Annotated in this window: 10 protein-coding genes; 6 read left to right on the top strand and 4 right to left on the bottom strand. The window is 42.6% G+C overall.

What is annotated here, in order from left to right; all coding sequences use genetic code 11:
• Nucleotides 1-66: 66 nt before the first annotated feature.
• Together DCO56_RS16420 and DCO56_RS16415 are read right to left on the bottom strand one after the other, a co-directional pair.
• Nucleotides 67-2406 (bottom strand): glycoside hydrolase family 95 protein, encoded by a 2340-nt coding sequence (locus DCO56_RS16420; RefSeq protein ID WP_108634846.1) that lies wholly within the window; start codon nucleotides 2404-2406, stop codon nucleotides 67-69.
• A complete protein-coding gene (locus tag DCO56_RS16415) occupies nucleotides 2396-4279 on the bottom strand; it encodes an alpha-L-fucosidase (RefSeq protein WP_108634845.1) in 1884 nt (627 codons plus the stop codon). The genes DCO56_RS16420 and DCO56_RS16415 overlap by 11 nt, the downstream gene beginning before the upstream one ends.
• Nucleotides 4280-4696: 417 nt before the next feature.
• Between DCO56_RS16415 and DCO56_RS16410 the strand changes: the two genes are divergently transcribed.
• Together DCO56_RS16410 and DCO56_RS16405 are read left to right on the top strand one after the other, a co-directional pair.
• A complete protein-coding gene (locus DCO56_RS16410) occupies nucleotides 4697-5185 on the top strand; it encodes an META domain-containing protein (RefSeq protein WP_181390581.1) in 489 nt (162 codons plus the stop codon).
• A 270-nt stretch (nucleotides 5186-5455) separates the two neighbouring features.
• On the top strand, nucleotides 5456-6628 hold the full coding sequence (locus DCO56_RS16405; RefSeq protein ID WP_108634843.1) for a trans-sulfuration enzyme family protein: 1173 nt from the start codon (nucleotides 5456-5458) through the stop codon (nucleotides 6626-6628).
• A 95-nt stretch (nucleotides 6629-6723) separates the two neighbouring features.
• Here the strand turns inward: DCO56_RS16405 and tpx are convergent, their stop codons facing one another.
• Nucleotides 6724-7224, bottom strand: a complete 501-nt coding sequence (gene tpx / locus DCO56_RS16400; protein WP_108634842.1) for a thiol peroxidase — start codon at nucleotides 7222-7224, stop codon at nucleotides 6724-6726.
• A gap of 146 nt (nucleotides 7225-7370) precedes the next feature.
• Here tpx and DCO56_RS16395 point away from each other — a divergent pair, with 146 nt between their 5' ends.
• The 3 genes from DCO56_RS16395 (at nucleotide 7371) to DCO56_RS16385 (ending at nucleotide 10625) form a co-directional block, all read left to right on the top strand.
• Nucleotides 7371-8591 (top strand): OmpP1/FadL family transporter, encoded by a 1221-nt coding sequence (locus DCO56_RS16395; protein WP_108634841.1) that lies wholly within the window; start codon nucleotides 7371-7373, stop codon nucleotides 8589-8591.
• Nucleotides 8592-8597: 6 nt separating this feature from the next.
• Nucleotides 8598-9953 (top strand): SGNH/GDSL hydrolase family protein, encoded by a 1356-nt coding sequence (locus DCO56_RS16390; RefSeq protein WP_108634840.1) that lies wholly within the window; start codon nucleotides 8598-8600, stop codon nucleotides 9951-9953.
• Between the two features lie 255 nt (nucleotides 9954-10208).
• Nucleotides 10209-10625: an OsmC family protein gene (locus DCO56_RS16385; RefSeq protein WP_104383749.1), complete on the top strand. Its 417-nt coding sequence runs from the start codon at nucleotides 10209-10211 to the stop codon at nucleotides 10623-10625.
• A gap of 77 nt (nucleotides 10626-10702) precedes the next feature.
• Here DCO56_RS16385 and DCO56_RS16380 read toward each other — a convergent pair whose 3' ends face one another.
• Nucleotides 10703-13075 carry an outer membrane beta-barrel family protein gene (locus DCO56_RS16380; protein WP_108634839.1) on the bottom strand — a complete coding sequence of 791 codons (2373 nt, stop codon included), beginning with the start codon at nucleotides 13073-13075 and terminating at the stop codon, nucleotides 10703-10705.
• Between the two features lie 113 nt (nucleotides 13076-13188).
• Between DCO56_RS16380 and DCO56_RS16375 the strand changes: the two genes are divergently transcribed.
• Nucleotides 13189-14508 (top strand): sensor histidine kinase, encoded by a 1320-nt coding sequence (locus DCO56_RS16375; RefSeq protein ID WP_108634838.1) that lies wholly within the window; start codon nucleotides 13189-13191, stop codon nucleotides 14506-14508.
• Nucleotides 14509-14593 lie beyond the last annotated feature (85 nt).

Below are 14593 nucleotides of genomic sequence, written 5' to 3'. Positions count from 1 at the left end.
TTGGCTTTATCTGTCTTCTGGGAACAAGCAGCTGCTCCCAGAAAAATAAATAGAAAGCAAAAATAACTAGCGGACTTTATAATCCTTGTAGGTTCCGTTTTCAAATATGCGAACATTTCCTTTTTTTCCTTTTATTTTAAGCGCGATAATTTTTCCATTTTCCCAGCTCATATCAACCGTATAATTTCCTCTGGCCTTCAGTCCTTTGACCTGTCCCTTAGACCAAGCTTTAGGCAGAGCCGGTAGCAGATGTATGTAGCCATTGTGGCTTTGTATCAGCATCTCCGCGATCCCGGCAGCACCACCAAAATTGCCATCAATCTGAAATGGTGGGTGGGCACAGAATAAGTTAGGATAGGTTCCCGCTCCGACACCCTGATATGTTGTTTCATTGGAAAAAGCAGGTTTGAGCAACTGGCGAAGAATTTCCAGAGCATGATCGCCATCTTGTAATCTTGCCCAGAACAAGATTTTCCAGGCTCTGGACCATCCTGTCCCTTCATCTCCTCTTACGGCAAGTGTCTTGCGCGCAGCTTCAGCCCAAGCCGGTGTCGTCTGAGGAGAAATAAATGCCGCAGGGTACAAGCCATAGAGATGGGAGACATGGCGGTGCTTAGGCTCAACCTCCTGATAATCTTCGAGCCATTCCATCACACGCCCGGATTGACTGATCACTACCGGCGGGGGAATCGCTTTTAGTTTTCCTTTCAAACTGGTGGCAAAGCTATCTTTGATTGCCAGAATAGAATCGGCCTGAATCACTGCCTGGTATAGTTCACGCACGATCTGGTTGTCTATTGTCGGGCCCATCACTACCGCTGCCACCTTTCCATTGGACATCCGAAACGCATTTTCCGGTGATACAGATGGCGAGGTTACCCACCATCCTGTTTTTGGATCCTGAACTAAGGTATGATCGTAAAATTGTGCCGCCCCCTTGAGTATCGGGTAGATCTCCTTCAGATAACCTTGGTCGCCGGTAAAAAGATAGTGCTCCCAGAGGTGGTTGCATAACCATCCTGACGCTGTACTTGCTCCCCAGGAAGCCTGTTCGCCCGGAGCAGAGTAGCCCCAAACATTGGTCATCATATACACGACCCATCCGGGGGCATTATAATAAGCTTTCGCGGTTTGCTCACCTGTTTTCGCTATCCGCTTGATCAACTCAATAAAAGGCTGATGGTATTCACTGAGATTGTTCACCTCCACACCCCAGTGATTCATCTGCGCATTGATATTCAGATGATAATCACCATTCCAGGGCGTCTGGATCTGATGAGCCCATAACCCTTGCAAATTTGGCGGAAGGGAGTTTGAAATTTTCGGTGCCGAACTCGAAATATTCAAATAACGGCCATACTGATAATAAATGGCCGCTAAATCCGGATCCTGCGTTGGATCTTTATAAAAATTCGCGATTCTTTCATTGGTCGGAACACGCGTATTTGATTTATTCCCAAAGAGATTTAGTTCAACCCTGTTAAAAATCTTTTGGTAGGCATTCACATGATTACGGTACATTTTATCCGCATTGGATAACTGCAAGGCAGCAAGGTTCGTCTGGACGGTAACGTTTGGATCTTGCCCATAATAAGAGGTACTTGCTGTGACATAAATAGAGAGATTACCCTCCGCAGAAACTTCCAGCACCTGATCTTTTTTACTGACCTTCAGATTTTTACCCTGCACTTTCAGCAGGCCGGCAAATTTGAGGTTTTTGTTCCCTTTACCATCCGGCAATGATCCTTCAACCAAAATTCCATCGTTCAACAGGCTGTAACGGTCTATATTTTCCTTCCGCGCGAAAGCAATACCTACGGTCTGCCTCGCACTGCTGTTTTGATGTAATTGAATAACACCGACATTCTTGTCAAAGGAGGTATAGTAAGTTCGCTGAATTTTTGTCTTTCCGGCACGAAAAGAAGTCTGTGCCGTCGCAGTGGTCAGATCCAATGATCGTGTGTAATCGGTAATAGTAGCAGATGGCAATTGATAATGCAAAAGCAGATCCCCCAGCAACTGGTAACAACCATAAGGGACATTGGCGCCATTTCCAAAACCTGAGCCCTTGCCTTTGGTGACAAAGGTTTCGTTGACCAGTTTTTCAGCTTCGTCATTTTTACTGGCCTTCAATAGCGCCTGAATGGCACTGACATTTTTATGTGCATCATAGTTATTGGGGTCCTCCGGGCTCCCGGACCACATACTGATCTCATTCAGCACAATTTTTTCCGTCGTTGGATTGCCATCAGGCATCATCCCGATCAGCCCATTGCCCAGGGGCAGCGTCTCTTCCCATATTTTGGCCGGTTTACTATACCAAAGACCGAGTGGATTTTGCTGTGCAAACGAAAGCGTGGTCTGCGAGATGCAGACCACGAGAAGCATTAAAATTCTATTTCGCATATAGTTCAAGCTCCGCAATTGTCAGCTCATTACCTTCGATAAATTGCTTTGGTTCAAATTTGATAAACTTGGTATTGCTATCTGTTTCAAAAAATACCTGTTGCAAAATTGGATTTGCTTTGATATTGGAGAATTCGCCTTCCTTAATGCTTGTCCACTTTTTGCCATCCGTACTGGTAGAAATGATATACTTTGTCGGAATGCCGCCAGTTTTTTTATCCTGACGTGGAAGGAAACCGATACCCGAGGTCGCACCATTCGTTTCAATGACCAGGACTCCTTGATTGCCTACGTTTGCAAAGGTATTTGGGTTGCCATCGGTAATATATGCTTTATCGGTCGCCGTCCCTGCCTGCAATTTAAAGTTCGTTTGCTTTTTAAGCTCTTTTGTATCAAAAGCGAAAGCTTCGTTATATTCCTTAAATAAGCCAAAATCACTCAAGGTAATTGCTACGGGAGCATAGATATGTAAGCGTAGGCGTGCCGTTGTCGTTGGTTGTTCAAGTTTTATCAAGCGATTCGCACCAATACTAGTCGCTCTGGCCAATGGTTTCCATGCATTATCCGCCCATTGTTCAATAGCAACACTGTCGATCCGTTGGCCCAGTTTGATGTTTTCACGCAATTGGATAAGATCAAATGTCGCAGCCGACTTTAGTTTGATTTCAAGTGTAGCCGAAGTTTTTGTATCATCGGTAGCCCAATAGCTATAGCGGTCATTATCGGTAATCAACGATGTCGCATATGTTTTGGAATCACCATTACGCGTATTTGAGGCTGTGATGGTTGCACCTTTTGCTAGATTGGTATGGAAAGTTTCTTTAATTTTTTTACCAAAAGCCTTTAGGGATTTCACATCATTTTCATGAAGTGTACCTGAAGGCATTGGTGCTAGACCAAGATTCATACTGGCACCTCGACCAACGGATTTCAGATAGATTTCAAACAGTTGATTGGGTGTTTTTACACGGCTATTCTGTTCCTCGTGATAGAACCATCCCGGACGTTGGGGCACGTCACATTCTGCGGGGATCCAATATTTTCCATTCCGGTCACCCGATTCCGCATTATGCGATTCGGTCGCACCAGGTACCGCGACCTTTCCATTGAGTCCTATGGGCGTAAAGGTCGCCCACGAAGTTTCGGCGGCAAAGCCATGTTCATTACCGACCCAGCGCATATCAGGACCGATATCAGAGAATATCACCGCATTGGGCTGAAGCTTGCGCACAATTGGCCAGGTCTTTTCATGCCATTCATAATAGGTTGTGCGGTCAATGATCCGTTTCCCTTCATGTCCACCGTAGTAACCATCGCCGCCATTTGCACCGTCATGCCAGGAAGTAAACAAGGGCCCGTAATTGCTCATCAATTCGGTCAGCTGCTGCCTGTAGGCATCTGCATAAGCCGGTGTACCATAATGTTCATCATGACGGTCCCAAGCTGACAGGTACACACCGAATTTCATCCCATTGCGATGTGTCGCTTCCATAAATTCTTTTACCATATCGCCCTTCCCATTTTTCCATGGCGAGGAGGCAATACTATAGGAGGTCGTTTTTGTGGGCCATAAACAAAATCCGTCATGGTGTTTTGCGACGCTGATCAAACCTTTAAAACCACCATCTGCTGCGGCTTTGGCAATCTGATTTGCATTAAATGCCGAAGGATTAAATAAAGCCGGCTGTGCATCACCATAGCCCCATTCTTTATTTTGAAAAGTTGTCGGGGTATAATGGATCAAGCAGTAGGTTTCCATCTCCTGCCATTTTAATTGGCGTTCGGTCGGTAAAGCCCCATAAGGTTTTAAGGTATCCGGTTTGGCGACATGACCGCCGGAAAGTAAGATGGAGGATAACAAGATTGTGAACATATTCTTTATTATAAGTACTCGAAAATTAGGTTGTAAAGTCCTAATATAAGAAGTTTCATAAAATTATCCGTGTAACATTTGCGTACTCAAAGCGGACAAAAAACACCCCAAAAGCATGCTGGGACAGAAAATTGGCCTTATTGAATCATATCAATCGATTGATATAAAACATTCCCTTAAAAGAGCAAAATAATCTCTTGCAGTGTTATCGTTGTGCTTTTTTTAGTATGATTCCATCAAACTGAGCTTATTTCAGCCCTGAAGTGCAAACAAAAAATACCGATCTGTTATTTTATAGAGGATAAAGAAGTTAGCTGTACTACGGCAGGTGGTTGGATGCCATTGGGAAAAGATTGGCATGATAATTACACACTCTAGGGCAGAAAAAGGAATGTTTATATATTATTAAAAATGATTATGAAAGTAAATTTAATGATTTTAACAGTTGCATTGGCGTTTTCAACTGTTGCATGCAACACAACAGGAAAAAAATCTGAAGCAACGGGAAACAGCGATACCGCGACCACGGTTCAAAAACCAAGTGTGGTGGATAATGCATCGCTGGAGGGAACTTGGGAACTTAAGTCACTTACGACACCCGAAACAGCAGGAAAAGGACTCAAAGACCTCTTCAAAGACAAAGTTCCGACATTGACATTCACGACCAAAGAGCACAAAGTAGAAGGTAACAACGGCTGTAACGGCATCGGTGGTACTTATGAAAGTGAGAAAGGCAATTCCATTAAAATCGGCGATAAATTGATTTCTACGATGATGCACTGTGAGAATGCCGCTTATAACGAATTTATGAATGGTTTAAAATCCACAACAAATTTCGATGTCAGAGATAATGAATTGACATTTATATCCGGCGATATTGTCGTGATGCAATTTGTAAAGAAATAATATGATATTCGCCAAGATAGTTGACGCAGACATTGGCCAGCATTGTCCGGCCCGACGATAAATAGAAAAAGAGCTCAGTTGTTAACAAAAACTGGGCTCTTTTTCTATTTATTTATTGGAGTAATCAATACCCCACTTTTTCATCGCTAAACAAGAAAACGATAGACTGTATTACAAGACAAGGAAATAGCCAATTTTTTTTCGACAAAAACAAGTTATTTAGCAGCGAAATATACCATATTAAAATTTCATCTCGTAACTTTACACATCATGAAAAAAGATCAATCTAAAATCATACGTGAACAGGTCGATCGTTCCGCACTTCGCGAACATTCGACTCCTTTATACCTCACATCAAGTTTTATCTTCGACAGCGCTGAACAAGGTCGGGCGGTCTTTGCTGGAGAAGAAGATGCAATGATTTATTCCCGCTATGCCAACCCAAATACTTCCGAATTTATCAACAAGGTCTGTATTATGGAAGGTGCCGAAGCAGGTTTGTCCTTCGCATCGGGTATGGCGGCAGTATTTGCTTCCTTTGCTGCAATTATTGAAAGTGGAGATCATATCGTTTCTTCACGGGCAATATTTGGATCTACCCATCAGTTATTTACCGAACTTTTTCCGCGCTGGGGTGTTACGACAACTTACGTAGATGCGGCTAATCCGGAGGAATGGGAAAAGGCCATACAGCCAAATACGAAAATTATATTTTTGGAATCACCATCCAACCCCGGGTTGGAATTGGTTGATCTGGAATGGCTGGGTAAATTCAAAGAAAAATATCCGAATATCATTCTTTCGATCGACAACTGTTTTGCAACGCCTTATCTTCAGAAACCAATTCAGTATGGATTTGACCTGGTTATCCATTCAGCAACAAAATATATGGATGGACAGGGACGTGTTTTGGGGGGTATTGTGGTCGGAAAACAGGAATTGATAGACAAATTGATGTTCTTTATCCGTCATACAGGCCCAGCATTGTCACCTTTTAATGCCTGGATTATTTCCAAAAGTTTGGATACCCTAGGAATCCGTATGGATCGCCATTGTTCCAATGCACTCGCACTGGCGCAAGCGCTAGAAAATCATCCGGAGATTGAAGATGTAAAATATCCTTTTCTACCAAGCCATCCACAATATGAGCTCGCTAAGAAGCAGATGAAAGCCGGTGGTGGTATAGTTACCCTGGTTGTTAAAGGTGGTTTTGAGCGTGCGAAAGCTTTTGTTGACCAGCTGGAAATGATTTTATATACATCCAACTTAGGCGACTCGCGGTCAATCGCTACGCACCCGGCGTCTACGACGCATTCCAAATTATCAGAAGACGAGCGTTTAAATCTGGGCATACAACCGGGCAGCATCCGTTTGTCTGTTGGCTTGGAGGATCAGGAAGATATTATCAACGATATCTTACAGGCTTTAGAGAAAACCAAATAATCGATAAAAAGCGTGCTGAGGCACGCTTTTTATCGATTATTTGGTTTTTAGTACTGAGATATGAGATTTGTTCTTAACATCCCCTATCCTTCCAGTTAGTTCAATGAAGCAATAGCAGCCGCATAGTTCGGTTCGTCTGCGATTTCCGCTACTTGTTCTTCATACAATACTTTTCCATTCTCATCCAAGGTAATCACGACACGGCTCAATAGGCCTGCTAAAGGTCCATCAGCAATTGCCAATTGATAAGCATCAGAGAAATTCGAATCTTTATATTCGGATAATGTCACCACATTGTTCAAGCCTTCAGCGGCACAAAAACGCCCCTGTGCAAACGGTAGATCTTTCGAGATACACAGTACAACCGTATTGTCCAATTGCGATGCTTCTTTATTAAATGCACGTACAGAAGCTGCACAGGTTCCGGTGTCTACACTTGGAAAAATATTTAACACAATTTTTTTTCCCTTAAAGTCTGCTAAAGATTTATCGGAAAGATCGCCTGCAGTTAATTTAAAATCAGGCGCCTGCTCACCGACTTGTGGTAAGTTGCCTTTAGTGTTCACTGGGTTGCCCTTAAAAGTGATTGTAGCCATAAAATATGATTGTTTAATTTTAGTTTCCTTGCACTTAAAGGTACGAGCAAAAAAAATATTACACAACATTTATTAATATTAGCCAAACATTTACTATGTTAGCATTGTATTTTAAAGAGGAACGTTAACCAACAATAAACACTAGTATGAAGAAATTATTATTCTCAATACTTTGTGCATCACCATCACTGCTCTTTGCACAAGGGTCTCAAGTGAATACACAGGGCGTACGGGCATTAGGCATGGCTGGTGCCGGATCTGCACTGTTCACAGACGAAACAAGTATATTCTACAACCCGGGAGGTTTGGCAAAAATGGACCACAATGCAGTTTCTGCAGGCATATCCGCGGTAATGTATCGATCAGCCTTCAAAGAATCAGGAAGCAATCAAGTGTATAACACGCGCTCGCAAGTGACTCCTCCTTTTTCTGTTTTTGCAACATTTGGGCCAGACAATGCCCGTTGGAAGGCTGGACTGGGTGTCTATACGCCTTATGGCGGAGCAGTGGACTGGGGAGACAGTTGGCCTGGAAAATACGAACTCAACCATCTAAAATTGCGTGCGATTTACATCCAGCCCACTATCAGTTATAAATTGACGGATAACTTAAGCGTAGGTGCTGGTTTTGTTTACAACATTGGCATGGTCGATCTCGCTAGGTCACTACCTTTGTTTTTACCTGACGGATCCTCTGCACATGCCAAATTAACGGGTACAGGTACGGGTATAGGTTACAACGTCGGCGCGCATTACAACTTTGACAACAATGTCGCGATCTCTTTATCTTACCGGTCAAAAGTCGTTACAAAGCTGAAAAAGGGTGATGCCGAATTTACGGTGCCTGATGCTGTTGCAGCCTCGTTTTCCGATACCAAATTCAGCGCAGAACTTCCTTTGCCAGCATCACTTAACCTCGGCCTCTCGGTTCCGGTGAGTGACAAAGTGGATATTGTTGCCGACGGAACTTTTATCCAATACAATATCTATAAAAAGCTAGTCTTTGATTATGCAGATAATACCCCACTGCTACAGGATACAGAGCAAATAAAAAATTATAAGAATGCATTTTCAGGAAAAGTTGGGGTGAATTACAAAGCCAACGAAAAGTTAGCTGTACGTGCCGGAGTGGGATATGTAAAAACACCGGTTGATAAAGACTATGTATATGCAGAGACTCCGGACAACGACCGGCTCATGGGTGCGCTGGGCTTGTCTTACGCCATCAACGACAAATTCAGCCTTCACGCAGCTTATGTTTTACAAAAATTGAAAGAGCGCACTGTCACAAGCCCCGTCACACAAATCGAGGGCGCTTACAAGACAAATATTCACGCCCCTTCAATTTCATTCACCTATAAATGGTAATAGATTATGAAAAGATTTCAAAAAAATATTAAGCTTTATATTGGTTTTGTGGCGCTGGCATTGGCTGCGTCCTGTAAGCCATCTATCGACCTCGATACCAAAGGTGGAAATCCTGAAAATGTGGATTTCAGCAAATATATTGCTGTCGGTAATTCCCTGACTTCCGGTTATGCCAATAGTGGACTTAGTCTTAAGGGGCAGGAACAATCTTTCCCGAATATGCTTGCGCAAGAGATGAAAAAGGTGGGCGGCGGAGAATTTTTGCAGCCTTATTTTCCTGCGGAAAACTATAATGGCAGCGGATTTTTATATTTAAAAGCGCTGGTCAACGGTCAACCAGAATTAGGCACCGTAACTGACCACCTCGCTATCCGGGGGCAGACCGAAGACAAAAAGCCGCTTTACATCAAGTACACTGGTCCCATCAATAATCTGGGTGTACCGGGAATGCGTTTGGATATGGCATTTGCGCCAGGAATAGGTACCACAAAAGGGAATCCTTATTTTGAGCGATTGCTACCAGACAATGCGCCAGCTACCACAACTTATGTAGATTTCGCAACCACGAAAGACCATACATTTTTCTCCTTCTCCTTAGGAAATAACGATGTGCTGGGCTATGCCACAAACGGTGCTGTCCACACTGATGCTACAAACGCATTGATTTCCGAACAGGACTTTACGGGGCGTTATACCAGCTTTATCACTAAATTGACCAACAAAGAACAAAAAGGGGTTGTCGCTACCATTCCTGATGTCACTGCCGTCCCTTATTTTACGACAGTAACCCGTCAAGCCTTATTGGCCGGGGCTAATGCAGCATTAGCGGCAAAAGACCCCAAATTGCCACCTTTCGAGAATATCTATATCAAAACAAAGACTACCCCTCGGGCAGCAACGGATAAAGACATGTTTATCTTACCGTTTTCATCTGCGGGTTTACTGGGCCGACAAGATCTTAAAGACCCAGCAACTGGTATTGTCAATCCGTACCCCTATGGTCTATATCTACAAAATCCTGTTGGTGACAATTTTGTCTTAGATGAGGCTGAGGCAAAAATGGTCCAAGATCGTATTGTTGCGCTAAACGCGATTATTAAACAGGTTGCTGACAGTAAAAAACTTGCGGTGGCCGATATCTATAGTTTCCTGAACAAGGTAAAATCGGGCTATCAGATTAACGGTATCGCCATCAGCAATAAATACATCACCGGTAATATATTCTCGTTGGATGGTGTTCACTTAACGCCTATGGGCTATGCCATTATGGCCAATGTTTTTGTTGACGCCATCAATGCAAAATATAGCACCAAATTAGGAAAAGTAAATGTCAGCCAGTATGGCGGTGTTGCCTTGCCTTAGTGCTATACATGAACTAAAAAGGGCTAAAAAAGGTCATTTGAATTGAACATTCAGATGACCTTTTTTTGTGAAACAATGCGTATTTTTGTTTAACAAAGTCATTCATCAACGTTCAAGAAATGTTTATGTTTGTTTAATGTTCATCCGCTTCGAAGGTTGCATCCGATAAATCTTTTATAAGAGGGGTTTGACAGCAGAAGCTGCTATGGAATGAATGCAAAAAAACAAGTGCTATACGCGTAAATAATTATTCTTATGAAAATCAAATTAAACCGTGTCAATCAAGCTGTGCATTTCGAAGCCAGCAGTGAATTATCTTCCGTCAAAGTGAACATCGATGGCTCTGAAGCAATTGGTGGTGAAGGAAAAGGTGTTCGCCCCATGGAGCTGGTATTGATGGCATTGGGTTCCTGTAGCGTTTTCGACCTACATAGTATCTTGGTCAAACAACGTCAGCAAATTGACGATATCCAGGTGGAAGTAGAAGGAAAGCGTCGCGAAGAGGTTCCACAGGTGTTTACGGATATTCATATCAACTTTTTCCTTAAAGGGGACATCGACGAAGTCAAAGCAACAAAAGCTGCGGAATTAGCCGTGAAAAAATATTGTTCAGTACATGATATGCTTGCTGCGGGTGGTATCAATATCACATATTCGCTAAAAATAAACTAATATTTTTATAGTGCCTACGCTGACAGCTACAGATTTTAATTCCATCTGTGGATGTAAGTGTAGGCATTTTTTATGGGCTAAAGTCTTTTTTGCTCTTCGGTCTTGGTCGGCTGATTGCTGCTCTTGATTTTTTGATTTCCAAAGTGATACCGCAGCGTCACATTGACCTTTCTTGTATCTTGGTAATCGTCAAAATAATTATCCTGATCAGCATACTTTGACGAGATCCTCATTTTTTCAGTCCTGAAAATATCCATAAAAGCCAGATTGACTTCCAGTTTTTTGTTAAAAAATTTACGGTTGGTGGTCAAGTAAGTGCTGGAATAACCTGTAATCCGAAATGGCCCCTGAATAGTCGGTGAAGTAAAACTGTTTCCAAGTTCTACATTCCAGCCGGCATTTTTGTCCAGCACATAGCTTGAACTTATATTGCCATTACCGATGTAAACGTCATTCTTGTGGAGCAGAGCATCAGATCCCATAAAATAATTCTCATTGTACATGCCTTCCAGTTGAAGATTTAATCCCCAGCGGGAGGTTAGCTGAACACTCTTGCCCAGATCTATCCCCGCCCCCTGCCCTTTCTTAATATTGGTATATTGAAAGATCAGTTGATGATTGACGTTATCCTGCAAGGCGATTTCCATATTAGGCCATTTCTCGAACCGGTAAAATAGATCCACATTCCAGCTGTTCTTTGTCCAGGTCAGGTTGAGGTTATGTACAATGGTAGCCCTTAAACGTGGGTCGCCCTGAAAATAGGAAAACAGATTATAATAAGATTTCGCCGGATTGAGCCAGGAGTAAGCGGGACGGCTGATGCGCTTACCATAGGAAAACCCAAATTGCTGTTGGTCTGACCATGCATATTGCATATAGAACGTCGGGAATAGCACAATATAATCCTTCTTGTTGATATCCTTGGGCTCTGAGACAATGCCTTCCAAATCAGTATACTCCCCTCTTAATCCCGCTTTCCAGCTCCATTTCTTCCAGGTATAGTTAAACGATGTATATAAAGCCGCATTGCGTTCTTTGTAATCAAACAGGCTGCTCTTGTCCGGTCGGTGCTGTAGTGTACCAGATTCATCGTCTGAAAATAGCAGGTCACTTGTTGTCTTTACGGCACTAAACTTTCCACCAAATTCTACTTCCAGTCCCCCTATCTTTCCTGTAACGTCTACTTGCGAGGAAAAAAGGCGATTTTTGCTGTCATTATTACTAATAAAACGTGTGCTAGACGGCTTTTCTCCTTTAAAATTCAATGCCGTCAAGACATCCTGATCATTGCTGGCATGGCTGGACGTAAAGTAAGATGACCAATTAATGCTCCACTTAGGGCTGAGTTTCTTCGTCACTTGTAGATAGAGGTTATTGGTCTTGTTGGAACGTTCATGGTCATTTGTTGTAAAATAACTGGACTCCTGCACCCGGTCCTTGTTATAGATTATCATGGGCACTTCATAAACACCATAGGATCTTGGCCCATAATAACCGTTTAAGCCTGCATTGACCGACCATGTTGAGTCTGGCGTATAGTCCATCGAAAGCACATAGCTATTTTGGCTATTATTGGTATCGAAACGGTCCATTGTCCCTTCCCAAGAGGTCTGTTCCTTGGGATAATACACATAGTTTGTTTCATAACGGGCATAGGTACCGCGACCAAAATTGTATGTCCCTCGTAGATTGAACTTTTCGTTTTTATAATACTGCGTCAGTCCAAACAACTGTTTCCAGGTCGTACTCTTTTCGGCCAGAGCCAGCAGGGTACCCCGATAACCATATAAGGTAGATTTGGACAGCTTGATGTTAATGACCGTGCTTCCATCCGCTTCATATTTTGCCGGTGGATTGGTAATCACCTCGATGGATTGTACATCATTACCGGCTGTGTTCTCCAAATAAGTTTTCAGTTCGTCACCGCTCAGCATCACCTTACGGTCATTAATAAGCACCGCGATCTTTTTGCTTCCCCGCACCAGGAGGTCCGAACCGTTGGTCATTACCAAAGGCGTCCGTTTGAGAATATCCCAGGTGTTAAGTGCGGAGAGATTACTATTTTGAACATTAAATTCCAGACGGTCCAATTTACGGATCAATCGCGGTTGCCGACCCACCACATTCACTTCCGCAAGTTCTTTCGCCTTTGGCAAAAGTGTCACTATCAGGGGACTCTTTATGGTGTCGCTGTAAAAAAATATTTCAAGGGATCCAAAGTTCAAATGCGAGGCTTTAAGATAGTATTTGCTATGCTGCATCAATGACACTTCAAATTTCCCGGCACGATCTGTTTTTGTTTCGCTGATCTGTTGATAGGTACTGTCCAACAAAACAATGGAGGCATCAGCCAGCGCCTCCTTGTTACCATTCCGGATCTGTCCCCCGACCTGTTTAGTCTGTGCCGTCACGAACAATGGTGCTGCAAGCAAAAATAATAAGCATTTCATATTTCGGTATTTAATGTCCCAAAATTGTTCATTAACACAGCTAAATATGGTTAATGAAGAGTTAATGCTGCGTTAAGGTCTATGATCTTCGTTAGGAGCGGCTATATTTGTATATGGAATTGAAACCTAAAAATTATATTATCCTTTTCATCCTATTTTTTGCCATCCTCATTGGCATACAAGGTTATCAATTGTACAATACCTACCGGCTCAAACAACGTGAAATATTCGCTGATATCAAAAAGAATCTGGACAGATTAGAAGACTCCGATTCTATTTTTGACAACAACTTATTAAGCAAGGATATCGCCCGTGATTATTACATTAAACTGGTTAAAAAAGAGATCACGGCAGAAGGTTTAAAAAATTTATATAAAACACACGCGCAGAAGACATCCGCGGAGTTAACAAAATATGTCGACAGTATATTCCGGCCACTGGGCATGCATATCATCCTCCGGCAGGAAATATTAGGTATTTATTATAAAGATGCGGCAACCCCATTGGTTGATGGCCCCATCACCGTGTATACCACAAAGGGTACCTTCCATAACCCTACAGAATTATCCAGCAGTAAATGGCTTACGGAAAAAACTGAAACGAACAGGACTCAGGATAGTATCCAAAGCAGGGAGATTCTATATGTTTTTTCTGTTCCGCGCAAGACTTTTTTTGAGGTGGTCAATCTCAACTGGATTCTATTTAAGGAGCTCACCTCACTGCTGTTAAGCACCTTATTGATCCTGGCGGCTTTTATCTGGTTATTTTACCGAACAATTAACAACCTCAGGAAACAAAAAAAACAGATTGCGGTGTTGCACGATGTCGTAGATAATATTTCGCACGAGCTAAAAACACCGATTGCTACCTTAAAAATAGCGGCCAGAACCCTCCAAAAATCTCCCGATAATACAATTGTTGCCGTCATTGAACGTCAAGTGAGCCGTTTGGAACAAACATTGGATCCATTGAACGAAAGTCAAAATGCAACAAGTTTATCCCCAACAACAGCGAAAGAACTACAGGCAATTTTTAGTGATTTTCAGCTGTGCAATCCAACGATCAAACTCATTGTGGAACCAAGCCTCAACTTGCCAATTTGCCTTAACCCAATAGATACAGCGACATTATTTTCAAACCTGATGAATAATGCGGTTAAATATGGTGCCACCCAACTAAATATCCGTTTTGAGGAACAAAAAGACTATCTATCCATTCAGGTCAAAGACAACGGACAGGGCATGGAAGAAAGCGAGTTACCCTATATTTTTGAAAAGTTTTACCGTATCCAGAAAGACAATATTCATGATACAAAGGGCTTAGGAATTGGTCTATTTTTGGTTAGGAACATTGTCAAAAAATATGCGGGGAAGATTAGCGTGATAAGTAAATTGCAACAAGGAACAACTTTTGTGGTGCTATTGCCGCGCTAATTTTTCACTTCATTGGCCTACATTGCCAATCAGCGGCAGAGGTTACCACACGAAGTGCCGCGAAGCAGCACTTGAATAAAAATCG

The organism is Sphingobacterium athyrii (assembly GCF_003071065.1).
In the GTDB taxonomy this organism is placed as follows: domain Bacteria; phylum Bacteroidota; class Bacteroidia; order Sphingobacteriales; family Sphingobacteriaceae; genus Sphingobacterium; species Sphingobacterium athyrii.
Note: the sequence above shows the minus strand (reverse complement) of the source record. Positions and strands in the feature narration are given on the sequence as shown.